Source organism: Paracoccus aminovorans (genome assembly GCF_900005615.1).
GTDB lineage: Bacteria > Pseudomonadota > Alphaproteobacteria > Rhodobacterales > Rhodobacteraceae > Paracoccus > Paracoccus aminovorans.
This window is the reverse complement of sequence record NZ_LN832559.1, coordinates 1,266,615-1,292,219: the sequence shown is the minus strand read 5'-3', so window position 1 is coordinate 1,292,219 and position 25,605 is coordinate 1,266,615. Positions and strand designations below refer to the sequence as shown.

The 25,605-nt window shown below is 67.6% G+C and carries 24 protein-coding genes; 9 read left to right on the top strand and 15 right to left on the bottom strand.

Annotated elements, in window-relative coordinates; genetic code table 11:
* Window positions 1-167: 167 nt before the first annotated feature.
* The 6 genes from JCM7685_RS06525 to JCM7685_RS06500 all read right to left on the bottom strand — a co-directional run bounded on the left by JCM7685_RS06525 (window position 168) and on the right by JCM7685_RS06500 (window position 7,723).
* Window positions 168-419, bottom strand: a complete 252-nt coding sequence (locus JCM7685_RS06525; protein WP_074966602.1) for a hypothetical protein — start codon at window positions 417-419, stop codon at window positions 168-170.
* Window positions 420-430: 11 nt separating this feature from the next.
* The gene (locus tag JCM7685_RS06520; protein ID WP_083412605.1) at window positions 431-4,042 is read right to left on the bottom strand and encodes a vitamin B12-dependent ribonucleotide reductase; all 3,612 of its coding nucleotides are present in this window, start codon (window positions 4,040-4,042) and stop codon (window positions 431-433) included.
* Between the two features lie 424 nt (window positions 4,043-4,466).
* Complete coding sequence (locus JCM7685_RS06515) at window positions 4,467-5,024, bottom strand: 5-formyltetrahydrofolate cyclo-ligase (protein WP_074966600.1); 558 nt, start codon at window positions 5,022-5,024, stop codon at window positions 4,467-4,469.
* Window positions 5,009-6,394 (bottom strand): magnesium transporter, encoded by a 1,386-nt coding sequence (gene mgtE, locus JCM7685_RS06510; RefSeq protein WP_100526041.1) that lies wholly within the window; start codon window positions 6,392-6,394, stop codon window positions 5,009-5,011. Before mgtE ends, JCM7685_RS06515 begins: the two co-directional genes overlap by 16 nt.
* Window positions 6,395-6,470: 76 nt before the next feature.
* Window positions 6,471-7,286 carry a histidinol-phosphatase gene (hisN, locus tag JCM7685_RS06505; RefSeq protein WP_074966599.1) on the bottom strand — a complete coding sequence of 272 codons (816 nt, stop codon included), beginning with the start codon at window positions 7,284-7,286 and terminating at the stop codon, window positions 6,471-6,473.
* Window positions 7,287-7,363: 77 nt separating this feature from the next.
* Entirely contained in the window at window positions 7,364-7,723 is a 360-nt protein-coding gene (locus tag JCM7685_RS06500; RefSeq protein WP_074966598.1) for a helix-turn-helix domain-containing protein, read from the bottom strand.
* A gap of 200 nt (window positions 7,724-7,923) precedes the next feature.
* Here JCM7685_RS06500 and JCM7685_RS06495 point away from each other — a divergent pair, with 200 nt between their 5' ends.
* The 3 genes from JCM7685_RS06495 to acnA all read left to right on the top strand — a co-directional run bounded on the left by JCM7685_RS06495 (window position 7,924) and on the right by acnA (window position 12,746).
* On the top strand, window positions 7,924-8,871 hold the full coding sequence (locus tag JCM7685_RS06495) for an NADPH:quinone oxidoreductase family protein (protein WP_331716675.1): 948 nt from the start codon (window positions 7,924-7,926) through the stop codon (window positions 8,869-8,871).
* Between the two features lie 122 nt (window positions 8,872-8,993).
* Entirely contained in the window at window positions 8,994-9,737 is a 744-nt protein-coding gene (locus JCM7685_RS06490; RefSeq protein ID WP_074966597.1) for a Bax inhibitor-1/YccA family protein, read from the top strand.
* A gap of 228 nt (window positions 9,738-9,965) precedes the next feature.
* Complete coding sequence (acnA, locus tag JCM7685_RS06485; RefSeq protein ID WP_074966596.1) at window positions 9,966-12,746, top strand: aconitate hydratase AcnA; 2,781 nt, start codon at window positions 9,966-9,968, stop codon at window positions 12,744-12,746.
* A 51-nt stretch (window positions 12,747-12,797) separates the two neighbouring features.
* Here the strand turns inward: acnA and JCM7685_RS06480 are convergent, their stop codons facing one another.
* From JCM7685_RS06480 to rpsD, 4 genes are all read right to left on the bottom strand, one after another.
* Window positions 12,798-13,466 (bottom strand): metal-binding protein ZinT, encoded by a 669-nt coding sequence (locus tag JCM7685_RS06480; RefSeq protein ID WP_074966595.1) that lies wholly within the window; start codon window positions 13,464-13,466, stop codon window positions 12,798-12,800.
* A gap of 61 nt (window positions 13,467-13,527) precedes the next feature.
* The gene (locus JCM7685_RS06475; RefSeq protein ID WP_074966594.1) at window positions 13,528-14,136 is read right to left on the bottom strand and encodes a hypothetical protein; all 609 of its coding nucleotides are present in this window, start codon (window positions 14,134-14,136) and stop codon (window positions 13,528-13,530) included.
* 111 nt (window positions 14,137-14,247) lie between these two features.
* A complete protein-coding gene (locus JCM7685_RS06470; protein ID WP_083412601.1) occupies window positions 14,248-14,661 on the bottom strand; it encodes a DUF1801 domain-containing protein in 414 nt (137 codons plus the stop codon).
* An 82-nt stretch (window positions 14,662-14,743) separates the two neighbouring features.
* Entirely contained in the window at window positions 14,744-15,364 is a 621-nt protein-coding gene (gene rpsD / locus JCM7685_RS06465) for a 30S ribosomal protein S4 (protein ID WP_074966592.1), read from the bottom strand.
* A 197-nt stretch (window positions 15,365-15,561) separates the two neighbouring features.
* Between rpsD and JCM7685_RS06460 the strand changes: the two genes are divergently transcribed.
* The 5 genes from JCM7685_RS06460 (at window position 15,562) to JCM7685_RS06440 (ending at window position 19,399) form a co-directional block, all read left to right on the top strand.
* The gene (locus tag JCM7685_RS06460; RefSeq protein WP_074966591.1) at window positions 15,562-15,942 is read left to right on the top strand and encodes a HesB/IscA family protein; all 381 of its coding nucleotides are present in this window, start codon (window positions 15,562-15,564) and stop codon (window positions 15,940-15,942) included.
* An 82-nt stretch (window positions 15,943-16,024) separates the two neighbouring features.
* Complete coding sequence (tpiA, locus tag JCM7685_RS06455; RefSeq protein ID WP_074966590.1) at window positions 16,025-16,753, top strand: triose-phosphate isomerase; 729 nt, start codon at window positions 16,025-16,027, stop codon at window positions 16,751-16,753.
* Window positions 16,754-16,886: 133 nt separating this feature from the next.
* Entirely contained in the window at window positions 16,887-17,933 is a 1,047-nt protein-coding gene (locus JCM7685_RS06450; RefSeq protein ID WP_074966589.1) for a methionine ABC transporter ATP-binding protein, read from the top strand.
* Entirely contained in the window at window positions 17,923-18,597 is a 675-nt protein-coding gene (locus tag JCM7685_RS06445; RefSeq protein ID WP_074966588.1) for a methionine ABC transporter permease, read from the top strand. The genes JCM7685_RS06450 and JCM7685_RS06445 overlap by 11 nt, the downstream gene beginning before the upstream one ends.
* Window positions 18,598-18,616: 19 nt before the next feature.
* Window positions 18,617-19,399 (top strand): MetQ/NlpA family ABC transporter substrate-binding protein, encoded by a 783-nt coding sequence (locus JCM7685_RS06440; protein ID WP_074966587.1) that lies wholly within the window; start codon window positions 18,617-18,619, stop codon window positions 19,397-19,399.
* A 168-nt stretch (window positions 19,400-19,567) separates the two neighbouring features.
* On the opposite strand, the gene JCM7685_RS06435 is transcribed toward JCM7685_RS06440, so the two are convergent.
* Entirely contained in the window at window positions 19,568-19,993 is a 426-nt protein-coding gene (locus JCM7685_RS06435; protein ID WP_083412599.1) for a DoxX family protein, read from the bottom strand.
* Between the two features lie 106 nt (window positions 19,994-20,099).
* Here JCM7685_RS06435 and JCM7685_RS06430 point away from each other — a divergent pair, with 106 nt between their 5' ends.
* Complete coding sequence (locus tag JCM7685_RS06430) at window positions 20,100-21,011, top strand: LysR family transcriptional regulator (protein ID WP_074966586.1); 912 nt, start codon at window positions 20,100-20,102, stop codon at window positions 21,009-21,011.
* Here JCM7685_RS06430 and JCM7685_RS06425 read toward each other — a convergent pair.
* From JCM7685_RS06425 to thrC, 4 genes are read right to left on the bottom strand one after another with little or no spacing between them, the layout of a single operon-like run.
* Window positions 20,974-22,374: an FAD-binding oxidoreductase gene (locus JCM7685_RS06425; RefSeq protein ID WP_074966585.1), complete on the bottom strand. Its 1,401-nt coding sequence runs from the start codon at window positions 22,372-22,374 to the stop codon at window positions 20,974-20,976. The genes JCM7685_RS06430 and JCM7685_RS06425 overlap by 38 nt on opposite strands.
* Window positions 22,374-22,955, bottom strand: coding sequence for a GNAT family N-acetyltransferase (locus JCM7685_RS06420; RefSeq protein ID WP_074966584.1), 582 nt, complete (start codon window positions 22,953-22,955; stop codon window positions 22,374-22,376). The genes JCM7685_RS06425 and JCM7685_RS06420 overlap by 1 nt, the downstream gene beginning before the upstream one ends.
* Window positions 22,955-24,220 carry a M16 family metallopeptidase gene (locus tag JCM7685_RS06415; protein WP_074966583.1) on the bottom strand — a complete coding sequence of 422 codons (1,266 nt, stop codon included), beginning with the start codon at window positions 24,218-24,220 and terminating at the stop codon, window positions 22,955-22,957. Before JCM7685_RS06415 ends, JCM7685_RS06420 begins: the two co-directional genes overlap by 1 nt.
* Window positions 24,217-25,605: a threonine synthase gene (thrC, locus tag JCM7685_RS06410; RefSeq protein ID WP_074966582.1), complete on the bottom strand. Its 1,389-nt coding sequence runs from the start codon at window positions 25,603-25,605 to the stop codon at window positions 24,217-24,219. The genes JCM7685_RS06415 and thrC overlap by 4 nt, the downstream gene beginning before the upstream one ends.

The following is a 25,605-nucleotide window of genomic DNA, read 5'->3' as shown; positions in this document are numbered from 1 at the left end:
GCAATATGCTCATGTTCAAGGGGATTTTCGAGCCCGTTGCAAATGAACCACGCTCGCAAAGAATGAACTGATCGTGACTTGCGGGCAATGCTGGCAGGCACCCGGAAACGAAAAGATTTCCGCGCCCCCAAGGGGACGCGGACCCGGCCTGGCCGTCGCGACGATCTTCAGTGCAGCCGCGCGGCCTCGCCGGCGCAGAGCAGCGTAACCAGGGTCGAGGCGCCCCGCATCTCGATTCCCGCCACGTCCATCGGCCGCCGGTCCAGGCCACCGCCTAGGATCTCGATCCGGCCGGCGCCGTGAAAGGCCGCGTCCAGCAGCGACAGCACGGCATCGCCGCGCAGTTCCGCCTCGACCCCGCCGGGGATCGGCTGGATGCTGTCGGGGGTGATCCGGCGCGCGCCGACGAGCAGTTCCATGGCGGTCTCCCTCAACTGCATCCGCTGGTCGCGCCGCAGGTGTTGCACTTCATGCAGGTGCCGTTCCGGACCAGGGTGTAATTGCCGCATTCGCCACAGGGATCGCCCTCATAGCCCTGCAACCGGGCCTTGGCGCGCGCGTCCATGGTGACCACCGCCGCCGCGCCCTCGGCCGTCGAGACCGCCGCGACCGAGACCCCGGCCTGCAAGGCCACCAGATCCTGCGGCAGGCGCTTCCTCAGATAGCCGGTCGAGCTGATCTGCCGCAGCATTTCGAGCGAGCGCGAGGCGCCCTCGCCCACCGGGGCGATATTGGGCTGGCTTTCGTTCTCGCCGCCGCCCAGGTCGTCGAAACGCGCGCCCTGCGGCTTCACATGCGCAAGGTCGGTCCGGTCCAGATAGCTGACCGCCAGTTCGCGGAACACGTAGTCCAGGATCGAGGTCGCGTTCTTGATGCTGTCGTTGCCCTGCACCATGCCCGCCGGCTCGAAGCGGGTGAAGGTGAAGGCATCGACGAATTCCTCCAGCGGCACGCCGTATTGCAGGCCGACCGACACGGCGATGGCGAAATTGTTCATCATCGCCCGGAAGCCCGCGCCTTCCTTGTGCATGTCGATGAAGATTTCGCCCAGCTTGCCGTCGTCGTATTCGCCGGTGCGCAGATAGACCTTGTGCCCGCCGATGATCGCCTTTTGGGTATAGCCCTTGCGGCGCTGCGGCAGCTTCTCGCGATGGCTGCGCACGGCCTCCTTGACGATGATCTTCTCGACCACCTTCTCGGCGATGACCGCGACCTTCTCCTGCAGGTTGCCGCTGGCCAGGATCTCTTCGGCCTCCTCGTCGTCCTCGACCAGGGCCGAGGCCAGCGGCTGGGACAGTTTCGAGCCGTCGCGATACAGCGCATTGGCCTTGATCCCCAGCGACCAGGACAGTTCATAGGCGGCCAGCGCATCGGCGATGGTGGCGTCGTTGGCCATGTTGATGGTCTTCGAGATCGCGCCCGAGATAAAGCTCTGCGCCGCCGCCATCATGCGGATATGGCTTTCCACCGACAGGGTGCGGGTGCCCTTCTTGCCGCAGGCGTTGGCGCAGTCGAAGACCGGGTAATGCTCGGGGCGAAGATGCGGCGCGCCCTCCAGGGTCATGGTGCCGCAGACATGGTCGTTCGCGGCCTCGATCTGCGCCCTGGTAAAGCCCAGGTGCCGCAGCAGGTCGAAGCCGGGGTCGTTCAGCCGCTCGGCCGGGATGCCCAGCGTCTCGCGGCAGAAGTCCTCGCCCAGCGTCCATTGGTTGAAGACGAAGCGGATGTCGAAGGCCGAGGCCAGCGCCGCATCGATCTTTTCCAGCTCGCGCGGCCCGAAGCCATGGCCGACCAGGCTGGCATGGTTGATGCCGGGGCAATTCCCCAGGCTGGCGTGGCCGACGGCATGGGCGACGATCTCCTCGATCTGCGCCGGGCCGTAGCCCAGCGATTCCAGCGCCGCGGGGACCGAGCGGTTGATGATCTTGAAATAGCCGCCGCCGGCCAGCTTCTTGAACTTGACCAGGGCGAAATCCGGCTCGATGCCGGTGGTGTCGCAATCCATCACCAACCCGATGGTGCCGGTCGGCGCGATCACGGTCGCCTGGGCGTTGCGATAGCCGTGCTCCTCGCCCAGGGTCAGCGCCTCGTCCCAGGCGCCCTGCGCCAGCGCCACCAGCCGGGGATCGGGACAGTTCTCGGCGTCCAGCTCGACCGGTCGGACGTTGACGCCGTGATAGGCCCCGGTGCCATGGGCGGCGGCGCGGTGGTTGCGGATCACCCGCAGCATATGCGCGGCGTTCTTTCGGTAGCCCGGGAACGGCCCCAGCTCAGCCGCCATCTCGGCCGAGGTGGCATAGGCCACGCCGGTCATGATCGCGCTCAGCGCGCCGCACAGCGCCCGGCCCTGGTCGCTGTCATAGCTCAGGCCCATGGTCATCAGCAGCCCGCCGATATTGGCATAGCCCAGGCCCAGGGTGCGGAAGTCGTAGCTGCGCTGCGCGATCTCGCGGCTGGGGAACTGCGCCATCAGCACGCTGATCTCCAGCGTCAGCGTCCACAGCCGGCAGGCATGGACATAGGCATCCGCGTCGAAACCGTCGCCCTTCCAGAAGGTCAGCAGGTTCATCGACGCCAGGTTGCAGGCGGTATCGTCCAGGAACATGTATTCGCTGCACGGGTTGGAGCCGCGGATCGGCCCGTCCTCGGGGCAGGTGTGCCAGGCGTTGACGGTGTCGTGGAACTGGATGCCCGGATCGGCGCAGGCCCAGGCGGCATGGCCGATCTGGTCCCACAGCGCACGTGCCGAGACCGTCTTGGCCACCTTGCCGTCGGTGCGGCGCAGCAGCTCCCAGGGCGCATCCTCGCGCACGGCGCGCAGGAACGCATCCGTGACCCGCACCGAATTGTTGGAATTCTGCCCCGAGACCGAGGAATAGGCATCCGAATCCCAATCGGTATCATAGGTCGGGAATTCAATCGAATCAAAGCCCTGCCGGGCGTATTGCAGAACCCGGTTGACATAGGTTTCCGGGATCATGCTGCGTTTTGCGCTGCGGATCGCCGATTTCAACGCCGCGTTCCGGGCCGGGTCGGCAGCGTCTTCCATGCTGCCGTCCCAACCGCGGATCGCGGCGAAGATCTCGTTCAGCTTCCGTTCGTGCATCTTGGAACCGGCAACCAGCGAGGCGACCTTCTGCTCTTCGATGACCTTCCAGTTGATGAACTGCTCGATGTCGGGGTGATCCATGTCGCAGATCACCATCTTTGCCGCGCGTCGGGTCGTGCCGCCCGATTTGATCGCGCCGGCTGCGCGGTCTCCGATCTTCAGGAAGCCCATGAGCCCCGAAGATTTCCCGCCGCCCGACAGTTTCTCGCCCTCCCCTCGAAGGGACGAAAAATTGGTGCCCGTTCCCGAGCCGTATTTGAAAAGCCGCGCCTCGCGGACCCACAGGTCCATGATGCCGCCCTCGTTCACCAGATCGTCCGAAACCGACTGGATGAAGCAGGCATGGGGCTGCGGATGCTCATAGGCGCTTTCCGATTTCACCAGCGTGCCGGTCTTGTAATCGACATAGAAATGCCCCTGCGACGGCCCGTCGATGCCATAGGCCCAATGCAGCCCGGTGTTGAACCATTGCGGGCTGTTCGGCGCCCCCATCTGCGCCGCCAGCATGAAACGCATCTCGTCGTAATAGGCGCGGGCGTCTTCTTCGTTCGAAAAATACTCACCCTTCCAGCCCCAATAGGCCCAGGCGCCGGCCAGCCGGTCGAAAACCTGGCGGGCCGAGGTCTCGCCCACCTGCCGCGCCTCTTCCGGCAGGTCCGCCATCGCCTCCTGATCGGGGACCGAGCGCCACAGGAATTCGGGCACGCCCTTTTCCTTGACGCGCTTCAGCCGCGCCGGAACACCGGCCTTGCGGAAATATTTCTGCGCGATCACGTCCGAGGCGACCTGGCTCCAGCCCTGCGGCACCTCCACCGATTCGTTGCGGAACACGACCGTGCCGTCGGGATTGCGGATCTCGCTGGTGGTGGTGGCAAAGGCCAGTTCCCCATAGGCGCCGCCCTCGGCCGTGGTGAAATGCCGTTCGATCCGCATGACCTGCTGTCCCTCATCCTCGCCTTGCCGGACGCCGCAGCAAGCCGGCCCGCGCCCATTCAAGCACGGTGCGGCCGATCCTGCGGACGGCGTCGGAAAGCCTTGTTTTTTGAATCTGCCGCGTTCAGCCGATCTGGATCTTTGCCTAGCAAGAGACACAAGATCTGGTGGCGCCGCGAACCTGGGACACAAACTGACGCGAGTTTGCCTGCATTTCAATCGGTTTTTTCGCTTTACAGCGCCGACCTCGGCTGCCGCGCAGCGCGCCGCAGATTCGCCCCCGACGCCTTGTTAACAAGTGCCGGCGGCGCGGCGCGGGCGGAAAATCCAAGCGATCCGACGCGCTTCCCAGCTGCGGTTCAGGTGTTTTCCACAGGCTTATCCCCGCCCTAATCGCGCCAGGGTTGCAGTTTCGTTCCAGAAATCACGCATCGCGATTTTCAGCCTGCGGCAGAATGACCTCGCGGTCCGTGACGATCATATCCAGCACCTGGTCGGTCGGCTCGGCGGGAATCGCGCGAATCTCCTGCACGGCATAGGCCAGGCCGATGGCGAGGACCGGGCCGGCGGCGCGCAGCGATTCCAGGGTCCGGTCGTAGAAACCGCCGCCATAGCCCAGCCGGTTACCGGTGCGGTCGAAGCCGGCCAGCGGCACGATCAGCACCTCGGGGCGCAGCTCCGCCGAATCGGCGGGCGGATGGCTGGTGCCGAAGCCGCCCGGCTCCAGCCGGCCGTCGGCGGTGCGGAACAGCAGCGGCCGCGCCGGGCCGGTGACCACGGGCAGGCAGACCGGGCCGTCATGCGCCTCCATGGCCGGCCGCGGATCGGCCTCGTCGCGCATCGGCCAATAGCCGGCCAGCACCTTGCCGCGATGGGGGGCAAGGGCCGCGATCAGCCGCCGGGTCAGTTCCGCGGCATCGCCGCCCGCGGCGCGCGCCGCCAGCGCCTGCTGGCGCAGCGCCGATTTCAGATCAGTATCCATGAGGCAAGTCCCAGAAATGCAAAGAAACCCATCATGTCGGTCATGGTGGTCACGAAAGTCCCCGAGGCCAGCGCCGGGTCCAGCCCCAGCCGGCTGAGCCCCAGCGGCACCAGCACGCCGCCGGTCGCGGCGACGATCTGATTGGCGATCATCGCCATGCCCAGCACCGCCCCGATCATCGGCGCACCCAGGATCAGGCTGCCGGCCAGGAACAGGATCGCCGCCAGCCCCAGCCCGTTCAGCATCCCCGCCGCCAGTTCGCGCAGGATCACGCGGCGGGCGTTGGCGCTGGTCAGCTCGCGCGTGGCCAGCGCCCGCACGGCGACGGCCAGCGACTGCGTGCCGGCGATGCCCCCGGTCGAGGCGACGATGGGCATCAGCGCCGCCAGGATCACCAGCTGCGTCAGCGTCGATTCGAAGCGCGAGATCACCAGCGCCGACAGCGAGGCGGTGAACAGGTTCGCCACCAGCCAGGGCAGCCGCTGCCGCGCGGTCTGGAACGGCCCGTCCGAGACGTGGCTTTCGTCCGAGACCCGGGCCATGCGCAGGAAGTCCTCCTCGTGCTCTTCGTCCAGCACGGACATGGCGTCGTCGATGGTGATGACGCCGACCAGCCGGTCATCCTCGTCCACCACCGGCGCCGAGATCAGGTGATACTTGTTGAAGGCATAGGCCACGTCGCCTTCCTCGGCCAGCACGCTGATCGGGCGAAAGCTGTCCTCGGTGATGTCGCGCAAGGGGGTGTCGCGGCGCGAGGCCAGAAGCTTGCCCAGCGTGACATAGGCGGTTGGGTGGCGGCGCGGATCGACCAAGATGACGTGATAGAACTGGTCGGGCAGCCATTCCTCGGCCCGCAGGAAGTCGATGGTCTCGCCCACCGTCCAATGCTCGGGGGCGGTGACCACCTCGGATTGCATCAACCGGCCGGCCGAATATTCCGGATAGGTCAGCGAGCGTTCTACCGCGGCCCGGTCGCTGTCGTCCAGCGCCGCCAGGATCTCCTGCTGCTCGGGCGGGGTCATGTCCTCGATCAGGTCGACGACATCGTCGCTGTCCATCTCGCGCACGGCCTCGGCCAGCACGTCGCGGGGCAGCTGCTCGACCACCTCGTCGCGGATCGATTCGTCGATCTCGGACAGGATCTCGCCGTCGATCTCGCCGGAGTAGAGGTGCAGGAACTCGCGCCGCCGGGCGGGGGTCAGCTGCTCGATCAGGTCGGCGATGTCGGCGGCGTGCATGGGCTCCAGCAGCGCGTCCAGCGCCGGGCCGTCGCCGTCGTCGACCGCCCTGTTGATCGCCTCCTGCTCCTGCCGGTTCAGGCGGAAATCGTCCTCGGGGGTCTCGGTCTCGGCTTCGCGGGGCTCGGTCATCGGCTGGCTCCTCGGAGTGCGGGGCTGGGGACGAGGATGGAATTCGGCGCCACCATAGGGGCGCGGCGCGCGGGCCTCAATCGCCGTTCAGAAGCGCCAGCGCCTCGGCGTGCAGCTCGGGCGAGCCGGCGGCGATCAGGGTGCCGCCGTGATGCGCCGGACCGCCCCGCCAGTCGGTGGCAACTCCGCCCGCGGCCCGCACCACGGCGATGGGCGCGGCCACGTCATAGGGCTGCAGCCCGGCCTCGATCACCAGATCGACATGGCCGGCCGCCAGCAGCGCATAGGCATAGCAGTCGAGCCCGTAGCGCACCAGCCGCGCCCGCTCGGCCACGCGGCGGAAGGCGGCGTGTTCGGTCGGGCTGCCGACCTCGGGATAGGTGGTCATCAGCGTGGCCTGGGCCAACGCCACGCCGCGTCGGGTGGCCAGCGGCCGTTCCTCTCCGCGCGAAATCAGCCGGGCGCGGCCCAGCCCGCCCTCGAAGCGCTCGTCCAGATGCGGCTGGTCGACGATGCCGTAGATCGGCCCGTCGGAATCGGAAAGCCCGATCAGCACGCCCCAGCTGGGCGCGCCGGCCATGAAGGCGCGGGTGCCGTCGATCGGGTCCAGCACCCAGGTCAGGCCGCTCTGTCCGTTCTGGACACCGTATTCCTCGCCCAGGATCGCGTCCTCGGGGCGCTCGGCGGCCAGGATCGCGCGCATGGCGCGCTCGCTGGCCCGGTCGGCCTCGGTCACCGGGTCGAAGCCGGCGGCGGCTTTGTTGTCGGGGTGCAACCCGGGACTGCGGAACAGGCCCAGGGTCTCGATGCGGGCCGCGTCGGCCAGGCGATGCGCCACGGCCATGATCCGCTCGGCCCCTTCAACAGGGATTTGATCGTTCGCGCTTGTCATCGCCTGCCCCCGGGACGTTGCTGGGTGCAGGTTTAGCCGCTCGTCGCCGCGAGCGGAAGCCTGTGCGGCCCCGCGGCTCAGGCCGCGTCGGACAGCACCCGCGCCAGCTCGAAGATCTGGCGGCGCTGCGCCTCGGGCATGGCGTAATAGGCGCGGACCAGCTGCAGCGCTTCCTTGTCGGCCAGGATGTCGCCTGCGACCGCATCGTGCAGATGGCCGTCCTCGAGTCCCTCGAAGAAGAAGCTGATCGGCACGTCCACCGCCTGGGCAATGTCCCACAGCCGCGAAGCCGAGACCCGGTTCATGCCGGTCTCGTATTTCTGGATCTGCTGGAACTTGATCCCCACCTTCTCGGCCAACTGCTGCTGGGTCATGCCGATCATCCAACGGCGGTGGCGGATACGCTTGCCGACATGGACATCCACGTTGTGCTTCATGGTAACACCTCACTCAATCTAAACGGGCGCTACACCAGTTTGACGCAATTTTCGAGTTCGATAATGTAGACCTGTCCAAAAAGACAATCGCATGCGACCGGTCCGGCAGACTATCCGAAGCCCCGGTAAAGACAGGAAAAAGCAGTGCCGGAATCGCCCGGACGAGCAGAGGATGGATCATGGGCAGCAATTGGAAAATGATGCAAATCAAGGAAATGGCAGGACGGCCGGTGCCCGGGACGCAGGCTTTGCCGGCGCCGGGACCCGGGCAGGTTCTGGTCCGCATCCATGCCGCTGCGCTGAATTTCGCCGATCTGCTGATGACGACCGGCCGCTACCAGGAAACCCCTGCCCTGCCCTTCATCCCCGGCCTCGAAGGCGCGGGCGAGATCCTGGCCGCCGGCCCCGGCGTGGACCTGACCCCGGGCACCCGCGTCGCCGTCCAGGCCCAGGGCACCATGGCCGAGGCCAATCTCTTCGCCGCCGCCGACTGCCACCCGATCCCCGAAGGCATGGGCTATGACGAGGCGGCGGGCTTCCTGATCGCCTATGGCACCAGCCATTTCGCGCTGACCCTGCGCGCCGGCCTGCGCCCGGGCGAGACCCTGGCCGTGCTGGGCGCCGCCGGCGGCGTCGGCCTGACGGCGGTCGAGATCGGCGCCGCGCTCGGCGCCCGCGTCGTCGCCGTGGCGCGGGGCGAGGACAAGCTGGCGGTGGCGCGGGCGGCGGGGGCGGCGGTCTGCATCGACAGCGACACCTGTCCCGACCTGCGCGCCGCGCTGCGCGAACTGGGCGGCGTGGACGTGGTCTACGACCCGGTCGGCGACGCCCCGGGCGCAGCGGCCTTCGGGGCATTGCGCGCAGGCGGCCGCTTCCTGGTCATCGGCTTTGCCGGCGGCAAGCCGCCCGCGCTGCCGCTGAACCACGCGCTGGTCAAGAACATCGCCATCCACGGCTTTTACTGGGGCGGCTACCGCAAGCTGGACCCGGCGCTGCTGCGCCAGGACATCCAGGCGCTGTTCGCGCTTTACGCGCAGGGCAAGCTGCGCCCCCATGTCGGCGCCACCGTGACGCTGGACCGGCTGGCCGAGGGCTATGATCTGCTGGAATCCCGCCGCTCGACCGGCAAGGTGATCGTTAGCACATGAAATTTTCGTCAAATGCCGCGCAAATCGCCGCGATCGCATTGAAATAGGGACCCGTCTCGCCGATATTTGCGGGGATGGTGGGCCGTTGCGGCTGCACCGCGATTTTCGACCGGGGAGAACTTATGCAAGACTACAATTCGATCCGCACGGCCGGGACCGCGACGCGCTCGGCTGCCGTGGATGAAGGCCTGCGGGCCTATATGAACAAGGTCTACGGCCTGATGGCCGTGGCCATGCTGGTGACCGCGGGCGCCGCCTGGGGCATCTCGGGCCTGGCCATGAACCCGGACGGCACGCTGACCGGGCTCGGCGCCGCGATCTATACCTCGCCGCTGCGCTGGGTGATCATGTTCGCGCCGCTGCTGGTGGTCTTCGGCTTCGGCGCCGCGCTGAACCGGCTGTCGGTTTCGGCCGCGACGACCGTTTTCTATGTCTTCGCCGCACTCATGGGCCTGTCGATCAGCTGGATCTTCATGGTCTACACCAGCTTCTCGATCATCCAGACCTTCCTGATCACGGCCATCGCCTTTGCCGGCCTGTCGCTTTACGGCTACACGACCAAGCGCGACCTGTCGGGCATGGGCACCTTCCTGATGATGGGCCTGATCGGGCTGATCGTCGCCTCGATCGTGAACATCTTCCTGAAATCCAGCGCCATGCAATTCGCCATCTCGGCGATCGGCGTGCTGATCTTTGCCGGCCTGACCGCCTTCGACACGCAGAACATCAAGAACACCTATCTGCAACTGGCGAATTCGGACCGCGATTTCCTGGGCAAGGCTGCGATCATGGGCGCCTTGCAGCTGTACCTGGACTTCCTGAACCTGTTCATGTTCCTGCTGCAGTTCATGGGCAACCGCGACTAAGCCGGCCGTCCGCCGCGATCCAAGACCAGCCCCGCCGGTCGCCCGCCGGCGGGGCTTTTCCGTTCCCGACCCGGCCGGGATGCGGGCAATGCTGCGCCCTGGTGCGAAAAATTTGCATACCATCGCATACAAACCTGCCCGCGCCCCCTTGATCCGACCTCGGAAAAGGGGCACATGGCAAGCAGCACCAGCCATCAGCCACCTTTTTCCAGGATAGGGAGCCGAGTCATGCCCATCGAAACAGGAACAGACACCGCGAAGACGCGCCGCCAGCTTCAGGTCGGCGGCTCGTCCATCGCCTATTACTCGATCGACGCCGCGACCGAGGCCGGCCTGGGCGATTTCTCCCGGCTTCCGGCCTCTCTGAAGGTGGTGCTGGAAAACCTGCTGCGCTTCGAGGACGGCGGCCGCACGGTCAGCGTTGACGACATCCGCGCCTTCGCCGAATGGGCGGACCTGGGCGGCAAGAACCCGCGCGAGATCGCCTATCGCCCGGCCCGCGTGCTGATGCAGGACTTCACCGGCGTTCCGGCCGTGGTCGACCTGGCCGCGATGCGCGACGGCATCAAGGCGCTGGGCGGCGATCCGCAGAGGATCAACCCGCTGAACCCGGTGGACCTGGTCATCGACCATTCGGTCATGGTGGACGAATTCGGCACCCCGCGCGCCTTCCAGTTGAACGTCGATCTGGAATACGAGCGTAACATGGAGCGCTATACCTTCCTGAAATGGGGGCAGAACGCCTTCAACAACTTCCGCGTGGTGCCGCCCGGCACCGGCATCTGCCACCAGGTGAACCTGGAATATCTGGCCCAGACCGTCTGGACCGACAAGGACCAGAACGGCGTCGAAGTGGCCTATCCCGACACGCTGGTCGGCACCGACAGCCACACCACCATGGTCAACGGCCTGGCCGTGCTGGGCTGGGGCGTCGGCGGCATCGAGGCCGAGGCCGCGATGCTGGGCCAGCCGATCTCGATGCTGATCCCCGAGGTCGTGGGCTTCAAGATCACCGGCGCGCTGACCGAGGGCGTGACCGCCACCGACCTGGTGCTGAAGGTCGTGCAGATGCTGCGCAAGCACGGCGTGGTCGGCAAGTTCGTCGAATTCTATGGCGACGGCCTGGACCACATGCCGCTGGCGGACCGCGCCACCATCGCCAACATGGCCCCCGAATACGGCGCCACCTGCGGCTTCTTCCCCATCGACGACGAGACCCTGCGCTATCTGCGCCAGACCGGCCGCGACGAAAGCCGCATCGCCCTGGTCGAGGCCTATGCCAGGACCAACGGCTTCTGGCGCACCAAAGACTATGCCCCGGTCTACTCCTCGACGCTGGAGCTGGACCAGTCGACCGTGGTCCCGGCGATCTCGGGCCCGAAACGGCCGCAGGACCATGTGGCGCTGACCGACTCGGCCAAGGCGTTCAGCGACTATATCCTGGGCATCCGCCCCGCCCCCTCGGTCTCGGCCGAGCAGAAGGAAAAGATGACGCGCGAGGGCGGCGCCCCCGATCCCAAGCCCTCCGAGATCCCGGGCAGCCACCACGGTCACCTGAACACCGGCACGGTCGAGGGCCAGGACTATACCCTGCGCGACGGTTCGGTGGTGATCGCGGCGATCACCTCCTGCACCAATACCTCGAACCCCTATGTGCTGATGGCGGCGGGCCTGGTCGCCCGCAAGGCGCGCGCGCTCGGCCTGAACCGCAAGCCCTGGGTCAAGACCTCGCTGGCGCCCGGATCGCAGGTGGTCGAGGAATATCTGCGCGCCGCGAACCTGCAGGACGACCTGGACGCGCTGGGCTTCAACCTGGTCGGCTTCGGCTGCACCACCTGCATCGGCAACTCGGGGCCGCTGGCGCCGGAAATCTCGAAATCGGTCAACGAGAACGACCTGGTCGCGGTCTCGGTCCTGTCCGGCAACCGCAACTTCGAGGGCCGCATCAGCCCCGACGTGCGGGCGAACTATCTGGCCTCGCCGCCGCTGGTCGTCGCCTATGCCATCGCCGGCGACATGAACATCGACCTGACGACCGAGCCGCTGGCCCATACGGCCGAGGGCAAGCCGGTGTTCCTGAAGGACATCTGGCCCAGCTCGAAAGAGGTCGCGGAACTGGTCGACACCATCGTCACGCGCGAGATGTTCCAGGCGAAATATGCCGACGTGTTCAAGGGCGACGAGCGCTGGCAGGGCGTCGAGGTCACCGACAGCGAGACCTACGACTGGCCGCCGACCTCGACCTATATCCAGAACCCGCCCTATTTCCAGGGCATGGGCAAGGAAAAGGGCGCGATCCACAATATCGACGGCGCGCGCGTCCTGGCGCTGCTGGGCGACATGATCACCACCGATCACATCTCGCCCGCCGGCTCGTTCAAGCCGACCACGCCGGCCGGGAAATACCTGACCGAGCGGCAGGTCGCGCCCAAGGACTTCAACAGCTACGGCTCGCGCCGCGGCAACCATGAAGTGATGATGCGCGGCACCTTTGCCAACATCCGCATCAAGAACGAGATGCTGGACGGCGTCGAGGGCGGCTATTCCAAGGGTCCCGACGGCCAGCAGACCTCGATCTACGACGCCGCCATGGCCTACAAGGACGCCGGCATCCCGCTGGTGGTGATCGGCGGGATCGAATACGGCGCCGGCTCCAGCCGCGACTGGGCCGCCAAGGGCACCAACCTTCTGGGCGTCAAGGCGGTCATCGCCGAAAGCTTCGAGCGCATCCACCGCTCGAACCTGGTCGGCATGGGCGTGATCCCCTTCGAGTTCACCGGCGGCGACAACCGCAAGACGCTGGGGCTGACCGGCGACGAGGTGATCTCGATCGACGGGCTGGAAGGCGACTTCAAGCCGCTGTCGCTGGTGCCCGCCACCATCCGCTACGCCGACGGGACCGTGAAGGTGATCCAGCTGAAGGCCCGCGTCGATACCGAGGTCGAGATCGAATATCTGGAAAACGGCGGCGTGCTGCATTACGTGCTGCGCAACCTGGCGAAAGCCTGATCCCCGCCCGCCGGAATGGAAAAGGCCCCGGTTTTCCGGGGCCTTTTCGCGTCAATGGGCCAGCATCTCGGCCACGATCCCGGCACTGTCCAGCCCGGCCGGGTAATAGGTCGGCCAGTGCTCCATCTCCTTGAGCAGCGCGGCGCGGTCATCGCCCAGGTAGATGTGGAAGTGGTCGGACTTCTCGGGCGCGATCTTGTGGTCGCTGAACTGGATGAAGCCCGGGGCGCCCGCGTCGCCCTCGACCTTCCGGAAGATGAAGCGCACGCCGCGGTTGCCCTTCTCATAGGTCAGGATTTCATGCCCGACGGGCTGATACCGGCCCGAGACGGTTTCCTTGCCGTGAAAGGTCACGCGGTCGCCGTCGATCTCGATCCGGTCGATGTCGCTGCGATAGCCGGTCTCGTAATAGGCGCGGTATTCCTCGGCGCTCTTGTCGCCGGTCTCGGCCTTGTGGGCCAGGACCGGGTCCAGCGTCCCGTCGCGCAGATAGGGATAGACCGATTGCCAGTCGCCCTGCCAATCCGAAAGCGGCCGGTCCGCGACCTGCGCATCCTCGAAATAACCGCTGTAGACGGAGTTCTTGCCGTGATCATGGGCGTGGCCGTGATCATGGGCATGGTCGTGCCCATGGTCATGGTCATGCGCCGTCTCGGCCGCGGCCTGCCCCAGCCCCAGCGCCGCCGCCAGCAGTGCGGCCCCCATCAAAGTCCCTCGCATGTCTTGTCCTCGTTAGTTACGTTATAACGTAACTAAACGATCCTCGCAGCCGGGTGCAAGCCTATTCCTCGGCGCAATACCACATGGTGCCGCCCACCGCAGCCGAGCCGATGACCATCGAGCCCACCGCGACCGGCGACGAGGCCACGCCCACCGCCGCCGCACCCGCCGCTTCCAGCGTGCCGACCATCGAGCCCGAGGTCGCCGCCAGGATCGTCGCCCCCGGCCGCTGCGTCACCGCGTCATAGCCGGCCACCGCCAGCGCATTGGCATTGCGGAAGGCCGCCTGCCGCGTGCCGTTCACCCGCTCGCACAGGGTCTTGCGGCACAGCGCATTGCCTTTGCGCGCGCCCTTCCGGGCGCCGATATAGGTGTCGTTCTGCTTGTCCCAGAGCAGGCAATAGCTGCCGTCGTCGGCCATCTGGTTGCGACGCAGGATCTCGCGCAGCGTGACATAGCCGGGGCAGCTGATCCGGCCCCAGCCGGACAGGTTCTTTTCCAGCCGCCCGACGTTCTGGCGGAATTCGGCGTCGCGGACATAGTTGATCTCGGTCTTCTCGCCGGCGATCGAGGTGTCGCAGGTCCACAGCCTCTCTTCAGCCGCCGGCTTGTCCTGCGCCGCCGCAGGCCCGGCCAACAGCGCCGCCATCAGAACCGCCACAACCCGCATCGCATCCTCCGCGTCTGGAAATCCGGACCCGAAAATCCGCGATGCGGCGGCGGCTTGCAATCCGTCCCGCCCGGCGATCCGCGCATTGTGATCGCCCGGCCCCCGGCGCGGCTACATCCTGACGCCGGGCAGCCGGCTGGCCTGCTGCAGCCAGTCGGCGAACCGGCCCTCATCCAGCGGCTCGGATTCCCAGACATGCAGGTAACGCACCTCGGGCTGCCTAGACCCGACCGGCGGCATCGGTTGCAGCGACGCGCCGCGAAAGAAGGCCAGCTTGATATAGCGGGTCATGCAGTGAAAGCTGAGAAACCACAGGTCCTTCTCCATACCGTAGAAGGGCGAGTTCCATTTCACCGCCTTGACCACGCTTGGCAGCTCGCGGGTGACGGCCGCGTCGAGCCGGCGGCACGCGTCCTGCTTCCAGCCCGGCACGGCGGCCAGATAGGCCTGCACCACCGCCTCGCCATAGCCCTTGGCGATCTGCGGGTTCCCGCCCGCCAGAAGTCTTGGCCGGTCCTGTTCCATGCCGCCATTCTGGCGCAAGGGCGGGCAAAGGAAAAGGCCGCCCCGAAAGGGACGGCCCTGAACTCCGCGCGATCCGAAGGGATCAGTTCTTGGCGTAATATTCGACGACCAGGTTCGGCTCCATCTGCACGGCATAGGGCACGTCGCCCAGGGCCGGAGTGCGCACGAAGGTCGCGGTCATCTTGTTGTGGTCGACTTCCAGGTAGTCCGGCACGTCGCGCTCGGCCAGGCCCACCGATTCCAGCACGATGGCCAGCTGGCGCGAACGCTCGCGGATCGAGACCACGTCGCCCTCTTTCACCCGGTAGGAGGCGATGTTCACGCGCTTGCCGTTCACCTCGATATGGCCGTGGTTCACGAACTGGCGGGCGGCAAAGATGGTCGGCACGAACTTGGCGCGATAGACGACGGCGTCCAGGCGCCGCTCCAGCAGGCCGACCAGGTTCTCGCCGGTGTCGCCCTTGACGCGCTCGGCTTCCGAATAGATGCGGCGGAACTGCTTCTCGGTCAGGTCGCCGTAATAGCCCTTCAGCTTCTGCTTGGCGCGCAGCTGGGTGCCGAAGTCCGACAGTTTCTGCTTGCGGCGCTGGCCGTGCTGGCCGGGACCGTATTCGCGCTTGTTCACCGGCGACTTGGCGCGGCCCCAGATGTTCTCGCCCATGCGGCGGTCGATCTTGTACTTGGCAGCGGTGCGTTTGGTCATCGCTGATCTCCTTCTTTACACGTTGTCGAAGGGCGTTGTCCTTTGGCATAATGCCCGACAGGGTTCCCCTTGCGGGGTCCACCAACACCAATGAAGCGGCGCTTATAGCCGCGTTCCCCCCAGAGTCAAGCGGCCCAGGCCCTTGAGCGGCAGGTTTCACGCACTTAAATGAGGGGCAGCGAACAAGGAAGGCGCGCATGTTCTCGATCCCCGGCAAGAGCCCCGTCACCATCACCCAAGCGGCCGAGCGCCAGATCGCCCGGCTGATGGCCGCGAAATCCGCCAGCGGGCTGCGCATCGGCCTGAAGAAGGGCGGCTGCGCCGGCATGGAATACACCATGGAGCTGGCCGAGACCGCCTCGCCCGGCGACGAGGTCGTCGAACAGGGCGCAGCGCGGGTGCTGATCGCCCCCACCGCGCAGATGTATCTGTTCGGGACCGAGATCGACTACGAGACCGGCATGCTCGAATCCGGCTTCAGGTTCCGCAACCCGAACGTGACCGACGCCTGCGGCTGCGGCGAATCGGTCAGCTTCGCCATCGCGGGCAATGCCGCGGGCGCCGCGCCGAAGCTCTAGCGTGCCGGGCGTTAGCGCACCCATCCTTGATCCGCCCCGGCAGCCGGCCTAATCCCCTGACAGCACAACAAGGGAGAGGCTGATGGCCCCGCGCAAACTCGCCGCCGGCAATTGGAAGATGAACGGAACCCTGGCCGCGCTGGCCGAGATCGACAGGGTCCTGGCGCAACCAGCGGGCTGCGACGTGCTGATCTGCCCGCCCGCGACTCTGATCCAGGCCGTGGCCGCCAAGGGCATCGCCACCGGCGGCCAGGACTGCCACGCGAAGCCCTCGGGCGCCCATACCGGCGACATCGCCGCCGGCCAGCTGAAGGACGTGGGCGCGAGCCATGTCATCCTCGGCCATTCCGAGCGCCGCACCGACCATGCCGAGACCGACGCCCAGGTCGCCGCCAAAGCCACCGCCGCGCATGAGGCGGGCCTGGTTGCGGTGATCTGCGTCGGCGAGACCGAGGCGCAACGCGACGCGGGCCAGACGCTGGACGTGATCTCGGCCCAGCTCGCCGGCTCGGTGCCCGACTGCGCCACGGCGGCGAACACGGTGATCGCCTATGAGCCGGTCTGGGCCATCGGCACCGGCCGCACGCCCACCAACGACCAGATCGCCGAGGTCCACGCCCTGATGCGCGACCGTCTGGCCGCGCGCTTCGCCGACGGCGCCGACTTCGCCCTGCTCTATGGCGGCTCGGTCAAGCCGGGCAACGCGGCGGAAATCTTCGCCATCCCGCATGTGAACGGCGCGCTGGTCGGCGGCGCCAGCCTCAAGGCCAGCGACTTCGGCCCCATCGTCGCCGCGCTTTCCGCAGCGTAATCCCCGCGAAAAGAACGCCATTCCACCACCCGGGCCGGGTTTGGAATGGCGTTGCCCCTTTGCGACCGCCCTGCCCCTTGCCAAGCCCGGCCCGCCGGGCATAGGTCTCGGCTGACATTCAAGGCACGGGCAGATGGCAGAGCCGGCAATCTCATTCCAGGGCGTGACCCGCCGCTATCCGCAAAAGGGCGGCAGCGACGTCGTGGCGCTGCACGACATCTGGCTGGACGTGCCGCAGGGTGCGATCACCGGCATCATCGGACGCTCGGGCGCCGGCAAGTCCACCCTTCTGCGCATGGTGAACGGGCTGGAACGGCCCAGCACCGGCAAGGTCATCGTCAACGGCCGCGACGTCGGCGCCGCCTCGGGTCCCGCGCTGCGGGCGGTCCGGCGTCAGGTCGGGATGATCTTCCAGCATTTCAACCTGCTTGCCAGCCGCACCGCGGCGGAAAACATCGCCCTGCCGCTGGAAATCGCCGGGACCGATCCCGCGAAGATCGCGCCGCGCACCGCCGAACTGATCGAGCGCGTCGGCCTGACCGCACAGGCGGGCCGCTATCCGGCCGAGCTTTCGGGCGGGCAGAAGCAGCGCGTCGGCATCGCCCGGGCGCTCGCCACCGGCCCGCGCGTGCTCTTGTCGGACGAGGCGACCTCGGCCTTGGACCCCGACACCACCCGGCAGGTGCTGGAGCTGTTGCAGGCGATCAACCGCGACCTCGGCCTGACCATCCTGCTCATCACCCATGAGATGGCGGTGGTCCGCGATATCTGCAGCCATGTCGCGGTGATCGAGGCCGGCCGCATCGTCGAGGCGGGCGAGACCTACGACGTGTTCTCGAAACCCGCCCATGCCACCACGCGCTCGTTCCTGACCGGGGTGACCGGCGTCGCGGTGCCGCAATTCGTCGCCGGTCAGATGCGGGAAGCGCCGCAGGGCACGGAGGCGCAGGCGGTGGTGCAGATCACCTTCATCGGCGCCCATGCCACCGACCCGATGCTGGCGCGGCTGACCGCCGAACGCGGCGTCGGCGTCAACATCCTGGCCGGCGCCATCGAGGAAATCGGCGCCCGCCCCTTCGGCAGCCTGATCGTCGGCCTGCCCGCCGCGCGGCTGGCCGAATCGCAGGCCTTCCTGGAGGAACACGGGCTTCTGACCGAGGTGCTGGGCTATGTCGGCTAACCTGATTCCGATCCTGTGGGAAGCCACGCTGCAAACGCTCTACATGGTCGCCATGTCGACGCTGCTCGGCACGCTGATCGGCGGGCCGCTGGGCGTGTTCCTGGCCACCTCGCGCCGGGGCGAACTGCTGTCCGCGCCCTGGCTCAACACCGTCCTCGGCCTCGTGGTGAATGCGGCGCGCTCGACGCCCTTCATCATCCTGGTGGTGGCGATCATCCCCTTCACGCGGCTGATCGCCGGCACCTCGATCGGCACCACCGCGGCCACCGTGCCGCTGACCATCGCAGCCGCCCCCTTCATCGCCCGCCTCATCGAGACCGCGATTCGCGAGGTCGATGCCGGCCTGATCGAGGCCGCCCGCGCCATGGGCGCCACGCCGGGCCAGATCGTCCGCAAGGTGCTGATCCCTGAGGCGATGCCCGGCATCATCCTGGGCCTGACGCTCGCCGTCGTCAGCCTGATCGGCTATTCCGCCATGGTCGGCGCGGTGGGCGGCGAAGGCCTGGGCGATCTCGGCATCCGCTACGGCTATCAGCGCTTCATGCCCGAGGTGATGCTGGCCGTGGTGGTGATCCTGATCGTGCTGGTGCAACTGGTGCAATCGGCCGGCGAATGGATCGCCGCCCGTTTCGACAAGCGCGCGCCCCGCAACCGGGGCCGATAACCCTGAAAGGACCAGACCCATGCGCATATTCAGCCTTGCCACCCTCGCCTCGGCGCTTGCCCTGGCCGCCAGCATGGCAGCCGCCGAAGAGATCAAGGTCGGTGTTTCGCCCGGCGAGCATGGCGAGATCATGGAAGAGGTCGCCAAGGTGGCAAAGGCCAAGGGCCTGACCATCGACATCGTCGAATTCACCGATTACGTGGTGCCGAACCAGGCGCTGAACGACGGCGACCTGAACGCCAACAGCTTCCAGCACCAGCCCTATCTGGACAACCAGATCAAGGACCGCGGCTTCGACCTGGTCAGTATCGCCAAGACCATCACCACGCCGATGGGGGTCTATTCGCAGAAGCTGAAATCGCTGGACGATCTGCCCGAAGGCGCCAAGGTCGCGATTCCGAACGACCCCACCAACGGCGGCCGCGCGCTGCTGATCCTGCAGGAAAAGGGCGTGATCACGCTGGCCGAAAACACCGGCCTGACCCCCTCGCCGCTCGACGTGACCGGCAATCCGAAAAAGCTGAAGTTTCTGGAACTCGAAGCCGCGCAACTGCCCCGCGCGCTCGCCGATGCCGATATCGCCGTCATCAACACCAATTACGCGCTGGATGCGGGCCTCGATCCCAGCAAGGACGCCATCGCCATGGAAAAGGCCGACAGCCCCTATGCCAACATCATCGTGGTGCGCAAGGCCGATGAGAACGCCCCCTGGGCCAAGGAGCTGGTCGAGGCCTATCACGACCCGGCGGTGAAGACGTTCATCGAGGAAAAATACCAGGGCGCCGTCATCCCGGCCTGGTGATCCTCTTCGTTCTCCAAATACTCCGGGGGACGCCTTTCAAGCCCCGTCGAGGGGCCTGAAAGGCGGGGGGCGGAGCCCCCGCTGCGGCCACGCAGAAACGCACCCCGCAGGTTTCGCGAGACGCGCCTTTGCCCACGCAAGCGGCAAGCGCGCCGCGCCGCAAGACCGTCAGCGACGACGGCCCAGCGACCAGGCCCCATCACCCAGCGCCGACAGCGCCAGCATGACGACGGCCCAAAGCACCGGATATTCCCAGCCGCCGCCGGGATTGCCGAAAGCAAAGCCGTTGCCGCCATGGCCGAACCAGGCCGCACCCAGCAGCACCGCGGCCAGAACCAGCGCCACCTGGCGGGTGAAAAGCCCCGCGATCAGCGCCAGCCCGCCCGCGATCTCCAGCACCATGGTCAAAGGACCAAGCGCGCCGGGCAGACCGATGGAGCGGAAATAGCCCGCCGTGCCGGCGGGCGTGAAGACCAGCAGCTTGGTCAGCCCGTGGGTCAGAAACCAGGCGCCGGTCACGGCGCGCAAGAGGAGGGCAGCCAGGTCGGTATTGCGCCCGTTTGCGGCCGCGCCGCGATGCTCAGCAGAGGTCATGGGATGTTTCCTTGGATCCTGTTCACTGCCGCCAAAGGTAGTGCTTGGCGATTGTCGCAAAAATGGGCATATTCATGGAAACATTGTCCCCGGAATGAGGAATACCATGGACAGGATCGACGGCATTCGCGCCTTTGTCGCCGTGGTCGATGCCGGCTCGTTCACGCGGGCGGGCGATCGGCTGAGGATTTCGAACAAGCTGGTCAGCAAATATGTCGCGGCACTGGAAGGGCAGCAGGGCGTCACGCTGCTGAACCGCACCACCCGGGCGCTGTCGCTGACGCCCTCGGGCGAGCGTTACCTGGCCGCGGCGCGCCGGGTGCTGGCGGCGGTCGAAGAGCTCGACGGCCAGGCCAGCGCCGAGGAGGGCGCCCTGACCGGCCGGCTGCGGGTGACCGCGCCGGTGACCTTCGGCGAGATGTTCGTCGCGGTGCTGACCCGCGACTTCACCCGCCGCCACCCGGCGCTCTCGCTCGACCTGCACCTGACCGACCGCTATGTCGATCTGGCGGCCGAGGGGTTCGACTTGGCGCTGCGGATCGGGCAATTGCCGGATTCCAGCCTGATCGCCCGCCGCATCGGCCAGACCGAGGCCTGGGCCGTCGCCAGCCCGGCCTATCTGGCCAGCCACCCCCGCCCCGCGCATCCCGAGGCGCTGCGCGACCATCTGTGCATCCGCGACAGCAATGCCCAGACCCCGGGACGGGCCAGCTTCCTGATCGAGGGCAAGGCGGTCAGCGTGCCGCTGCCCGGCCGGATCACCGTCAACAGCGCCCAGGCGGTGCGGCAGCTGGTGCTGGAGGGCGAGGGCGTGGCGCTGATCCCCAGCTTCGTGGTGGCGCGCGACGTGGCCGAGGGCCGGCTGCAGCGTCTGCTGCCGGATTTCGCCCGGCCGCAGCTGGACATCCAGGCGGTCTCGCTGCCGCAGCCCTTCGTCCCGCCGCGGCTATCGGCCTATCTCGACCATCTGCGGGCGCGGCTCAGCCCGCTGTTGAAAGCACCGCCCCCGGGTTCATGATCCCCAGCGGGTCGAGCGTGGCCTTGATCGCCCGCATGACGGCCAGCCGCGCCGGGTCGGCCCAGCGTTCCAGGTCGCCCACCTTCAGCCGGCCGACGCCGTGCTCGGCCGAGAACGAGCCGCCGCGATCCACCACCATCTGATGCACAAGATGCGACAGCGCCCGGCGCCGGTCGTCGTAATCGGCGCGACTGCGGCCGGGCGCCGGGAACAGGTTGTAATGCAGGTTGCCGTCGCCCAGATGACCGAAGCAGTTGATCCGCAGCCCCTCGCCCGCCAGCGCCGCACCGGCATCGCGGATGAACCCCGCCACTTCCGACAGCGGCAGGCTGATGTCGTGGCTGGCGACGGCGCCGATGCGGCGGTTCGCCTCGGGGATATGTTCGCGCAGATGCCAGAACGCGGCCGCCTGCTGGCCGGACTGGGCGATCGCCCCGTCCAGAACCAGCCCGCGTTCCATCGCGTCCTCGAGCAGCGCCTCAAGCGCGCCCTCGGGGGGCAGGCCGGCGGGCAGGCCGACCTCGATCAGCACCGACCATGCGGCGCCGGGCAAGGGCTGGCGGATCTCGGGCAGCACCTCGGCGAGGAAGGCCAGCCCCTGGCCGCCGATCAGCTCGAAGGCGGTGACGCCGCCGGCCATGCGCCCTTCGGCCAGCGACAGCAGCGTCAGCGCCGCCTCGGGCGAAGGCACCTGCAGCATGGCGGTGCCGATCCCCGGCGGCGGCACCACCAGCTTCAGGCTGGCGGCGGTGATGATGCCCAGGCTGCCCTCGGCCCCGATCAGCAGGTCGCGGATGTCGTAGCCGGTATTGTCCTTGCGCAGCCGCTTCAGGTCGTGGACGACCGAGCCGTCGGGCAACACCGCCTCGATCCCCAGGCACAGCGCGCGGGCGGTGCCGTAGCGCAGCGCGGTGACGCCGCCGGCATTGGTCGACAGGCAGCCGCCGATGGCCGCCGTGCCCTGGCTGGCCAGCGACAGCGGAAACAGCCGCCCCACCGCCTCGGCTGCGTCGCGCACGGCTTGCAACGTCATGCCGGCCTCGGCCACCAGCACGTTCTCCTCGGGCCAGATGCCGCGCAGCGCGATCATGCGTTCCAGCGACAGGATCAGCGGCGCCGGCCCTTCGGGCATGACCTGGCCCGAGACCAGGCCGGTGCCGCCGCCGCGCGGCACGATGCCGACGCGGGCCTCGGCGCAGGCGCGGACCACGGCGGCGACCTCGGCGGTGGTGCGCGGCGCGGCGATCAGCCCGGCCCGGCCGTGCCAGCGGCCGCGCGGCTCCTCCAGATAGGCCGGCGCCACCTCGCGCAGCACGCCCGCGGGCAGGCGCGCGGCCAGGGCGTCATCGGCCGGATTCAGCATCACCGCACCTCGGTCTTGCCGCGGCGGTCGTGGCGCAGGTTCGCGTAAAGCACATGGTTGCGCCAGCGGCCGTTGATCTGCAGATAGCTTTGCGCCACGCCCTCGTATTTGAAGCCCGAGCGTTCCAGCACCCCGCGCGAGGGCGTGTTCTCGGGCAGGCAGGCGGCCTCGATCCGGCTGAGGTCCATCTCGCCGAAGGCGTGCTGCACCAGCCGGCCGATGGCCTCGCGCATATAGCCCTGCCGGACGTGGGGCTGGCCGATCCAGTAGCCGATGGTCGCCGATTGCGCCGGGCCGCGCCGGATGTTGTCCAGCGTGATCGCCCCCAGCAGCAGGCCGTCGCGGCGGATCAGGAACAGCGCCAGCGCGGTGCCGTTGCGGCTGGCGCGCTGCGCCCAATAGACCCGGTTGGTGAAACTGCGCTTGGACAGGTGGTCGGTGGCCCAGACCGGCTCCCACGGGGTCAGGAAGGCGCGGCTTTCGACCCGCAGCGCCACCCAGGGCATGAAATCCTGATGCTCCGGCAGGCGCAGCACCATCCGCTCGGTTTCAAGGCGAATCGGACGGCGGCGGCCGAACATCAGGCGGCGATCCTTTCGGCCAGTTCCTCGCGCGTGGGGGCGGCCCTGACCGGGCCGTAAAGCGCCAGCGCCGGGCGGGCGTGACCGATCAGCCGCTGGGCATGGTCGCGGACCTGCGCCGCGGTCACGGCATCGATGCGCTCGGCCACCTCGGCCGGGTCGGGCACCCGGCCCCAGATCGCCAGCGACCGCGCCATGCGCTCGGCCTGGCCGGTCGGGCTTTCCAGCCCCATCAGTAGCCCGGCCTTGAGCTGGGCCCGCGCGCGGGCCACCTCGACCTCGGTCATGTCCTCGGCCGAGCGTTTCAGCTCGTCCACGGTCAGCATGGCCAGGTCGGCGACCTGATCGCCCGAGGTGCCGGCATAGATCGTCACCATGCCGGTATCGTCGTGAAAGCCCGACTGCGCGAAGATCGAATAGCAGAGCCCCTTTTCCTCGCGGATCTTCTGGAACAGGCGCGAGGACATGCCGCCGCCAAGCGCCGCGGTCCAGATCTGCGCCGCATAGAAATCGGGATCCTGGTAGCCCGGCCCCTCGAAGGCCAGGGCGAAATGGGCCTGTTCCAGCTTCTTCACGCGCCGCGCCTCGGCGCCCTGCCAGCGGGCGGGCTCGCGAGTGGTGACGGGACGCGCCGCCAGCCCGCCGAAGATCGCCTCGACCTGGCGCAGGATGCGGTCATGGTCCACCGCGCCGGCGGCGGCGACGATCATGCGCTCGGGGCCGTAATGCTCGCCGATGAAGCGCGACAGGTCGTCGCGGGTGAAATGGCTGACGCGCTCGGCCGGGCCCAGGATGGTGCGGCCCATGGGCTGGTCGGGATAGGCGGCCTCTTGCAGCCAGTCGAAGATCACGTCGTCGGGCGTATCCAGCGACTGGCCGATCTCTTGCAGGATCACGCCGCGCTCGACCTCGATCTCGCGCGGCTCGAACACCGGGTTCAGCACGATGTCGGCGATCACGTCCAGCGCCAGCGCCACGTCGCCCGCCAGCACCCGGACGTAATAGCTGGTCACGTCGCGCGAGGTATAGGCGTTGATATAGCCGCCGACATTTTCGATGGTCTCGACGATTTCCAGGGCCGAGCGCGTGGCCGTGCCCTTGAAAGCCATGTGTTCCAGGAAATGCGCGATGCCGTTCTGCTCGGCGCGTTCGTCGCGGCAACCCGCGTTGACCCAGATGCCGATGGCGGCGGAATGCAGGCCGGGCATGGCCCGGGTGACGACGCGCAGCCCGTTCGGCAGCGCGCTGATGTTCGGCTGGGTCAAGCAGACCTCCGTTCAAGGATCAGCGACTTGAGCGCCTCGGGGTCGTTGCCGATCCGGGTGATGCGCTCCTCGCGCTCGAAAAGATCCGCCATATGCGGCGGCAGGCCGGGGCGGATGCCGATGGCGTCCTGCACGGCGTCGGGGAATTTCGCCGGATGCGCCGTCGAAAGCGAGATCATCGGCACACCGGGGCGCAGGTGTTCGCGCGCGACCTTTACGGCGACGGCGGTATGCGGGCAGATCACCTCGCCGGTTTCCGCGCGGATGGTGGCGATCATCGCCGTGGTCTCGGCCTCGGAGGCACGGCCCGAGACATAGGTCTCGCGCAGGTGCTGCAAGGCGCCCTGGCTGATGGTGAAGCCGCCGGATTTCAGCTCGTCCATCAGCTGCGCCACGGCGGCGCCGTCGCGGCCATAGGCCAGCCACAGCGCGCGCTCGAAGTTCGAGCTGACCTGAATGTCCATCGACGGGCTGATCGAGGGCTGCGCCTCGCCCACGCGATATTCGCCCGTGGTCAGCGCCCGGTGCAGGATGTCGTTCTGGTTGGTCGCCACCACCAGCCGGCCGGTGGGCAGGCCCATGGCCCGGGCGATGGAGCCGGCGAAGATGTCGCCGAAATTGCCGGTCGGGACGGTGAAATCCACCTCGCGGCCCGGTGCGCCCAGGGAAACGGCGGCGGTGAAGTAATAGACGATCTGCGCCAGCACCCGCGCCCAGTTGATCGAGTTCACGCCGGCCAGCCCGACCGCATCGCGGAAAGCGTGGTCGTTGAACAGGTCCTTCAGCCGCGCCTGGCAGTCGTCGAAAGTGCCGTCCACCGCCAGCGCATGGACATTGGCATCGGCGGGGGTGGACATCTGCCGGCGCTGCACCTCGCTGACGCGGCCATGCGGATACATGATGAACACGTCCACGTTGTCGAGACCCCGGAACGCCTCGATCGCGGCCGAACCGGTATCGCCCGAGGTCGCGCCCAGGATCGTCACCCGCTGGCCGGAGCGCCGCAGCGCCAGCTGGAACAACTGGCCGATCAGCTGCATGGCGAAGTCCTTGAAGGCCAGCGTCGGCCCATGGAACAGCTCCAGCAGGTGATGGCCGGGGGCAAGCTGGACGAGTGGCGCGCGGGCGACATGGTCGAAACCGGCATAGGCGCGGGCGATGGCGCCCTTCAGTTCCTCGGTGGTGAAGCTGTCGCCGACGAAGGGGGCGACGACGCGCAGCGCGACCTCCTCATAGGGCAGGCCCTCGAGCGCGGCGATCTCGTCACCCGAGAACATCGGGATGGCCTCGGGCAGATACAGCCCGCCGTCGCGCGCGAGCCCGGTCATCATCGCCTGTTGGAAGTCCAAGACCGGAGCCCGTCCCCGGGTCGAAACGTAACGCAT

What these genes read in the sequence shown, in the direction of transcription:
- JCM7685_RS06490 (WP_074966597.1), top strand. Translation starts at nt 8,994, where the DNA reads ATGCAAGACTACAATTCGATCCGCACGGCCGGGACCGCGACGCGCTCG.
- JCM7685_RS06470 (WP_083412601.1), bottom strand. Translation starts at nt 14,661, where the DNA reads ATGGAACAGGACCGGCCAAGACTTCTGGCGGGCGGGAACCCGCAGATC.
- JCM7685_RS06515 (WP_074966600.1), bottom strand. Translation starts at nt 5,024, where the DNA reads ATGGATACTGATCTGAAATCGGCGCTGCGCCAGCAGGCGCTGGCGGCG.
- JCM7685_RS06525 (WP_074966602.1), bottom strand. Translation starts at nt 419, where the DNA reads ATGGAACTGCTCGTCGGCGCGCGCCGGATCACCCCCGACAGCATCCAG.
- thrC (WP_074966582.1), bottom strand. Translation starts at nt 25,605, where the DNA reads ATGCGTTACGTTTCGACCCGGGGACGGGCTCCGGTCTTGGACTTCCAA.
- JCM7685_RS06450 (WP_074966589.1), top strand. Translation starts at nt 16,887, where the DNA reads ATGGCAGAGCCGGCAATCTCATTCCAGGGCGTGACCCGCCGCTATCCG.
- JCM7685_RS06435 (WP_083412599.1), bottom strand. Translation starts at nt 19,993, where the DNA reads ATGACCTCTGCTGAGCATCGCGGCGCGGCCGCAAACGGGCGCAATACC.
- JCM7685_RS06495 (WP_331716675.1), top strand. Translation starts at nt 7,924, where the DNA reads ATGCAAATCAAGGAAATGGCAGGACGGCCGGTGCCCGGGACGCAGGCT.
- hisN (WP_074966599.1), bottom strand. Translation starts at nt 7,286, where the DNA reads ATGACAAGCGCGAACGATCAAATCCCTGTTGAAGGGGCCGAGCGGATC.
- JCM7685_RS06520 (WP_083412605.1), bottom strand. Translation starts at nt 4,042, where the DNA reads ATGCGGATCGAACGGCATTTCACCACGGCCGAGGGCGGCGCCTATGGG.
- mgtE (WP_100526041.1), bottom strand. Translation starts at nt 6,394, where the DNA reads ATGACCGAGCCCCGCGAAGCCGAGACCGAGACCCCCGAGGACGATTTC.
- JCM7685_RS06480 (WP_074966595.1), bottom strand. Translation starts at nt 13,466, where the DNA reads ATGCGAGGGACTTTGATGGGGGCCGCACTGCTGGCGGCGGCGCTGGGG.
- tpiA (WP_074966590.1), top strand. Translation starts at nt 16,025, where the DNA reads ATGGCCCCGCGCAAACTCGCCGCCGGCAATTGGAAGATGAACGGAACC.
- JCM7685_RS06425 (WP_074966585.1), bottom strand. Translation starts at nt 22,374, where the DNA reads ATGCTGAATCCGGCCGATGACGCCCTGGCCGCGCGCCTGCCCGCGGGC.
- JCM7685_RS06430 (WP_074966586.1), top strand. Translation starts at nt 20,100, where the DNA reads ATGGACAGGATCGACGGCATTCGCGCCTTTGTCGCCGTGGTCGATGCC.
- rpsD (WP_074966592.1), bottom strand. Translation starts at nt 15,364, where the DNA reads ATGACCAAACGCACCGCTGCCAAGTACAAGATCGACCGCCGCATGGGC.
- JCM7685_RS06440 (WP_074966587.1), top strand. Translation starts at nt 18,617, where the DNA reads ATGCGCATATTCAGCCTTGCCACCCTCGCCTCGGCGCTTGCCCTGGCC.
- JCM7685_RS06460 (WP_074966591.1), top strand. Translation starts at nt 15,562, where the DNA reads ATGTTCTCGATCCCCGGCAAGAGCCCCGTCACCATCACCCAAGCGGCC.
- acnA (WP_074966596.1), top strand. Translation starts at nt 9,966, where the DNA reads ATGCCCATCGAAACAGGAACAGACACCGCGAAGACGCGCCGCCAGCTT.
- JCM7685_RS06445 (WP_074966588.1), top strand. Translation starts at nt 17,923, where the DNA reads ATGTCGGCTAACCTGATTCCGATCCTGTGGGAAGCCACGCTGCAAACG.
- JCM7685_RS06420 (WP_074966584.1), bottom strand. Translation starts at nt 22,955, where the DNA reads ATGTTCGGCCGCCGCCGTCCGATTCGCCTTGAAACCGAGCGGATGGTG.
- JCM7685_RS06500 (WP_074966598.1), bottom strand. Translation starts at nt 7,723, where the DNA reads ATGAAGCACAACGTGGATGTCCATGTCGGCAAGCGTATCCGCCACCGC.
- JCM7685_RS06475 (WP_074966594.1), bottom strand. Translation starts at nt 14,136, where the DNA reads ATGCGGGTTGTGGCGGTTCTGATGGCGGCGCTGTTGGCCGGGCCTGCG.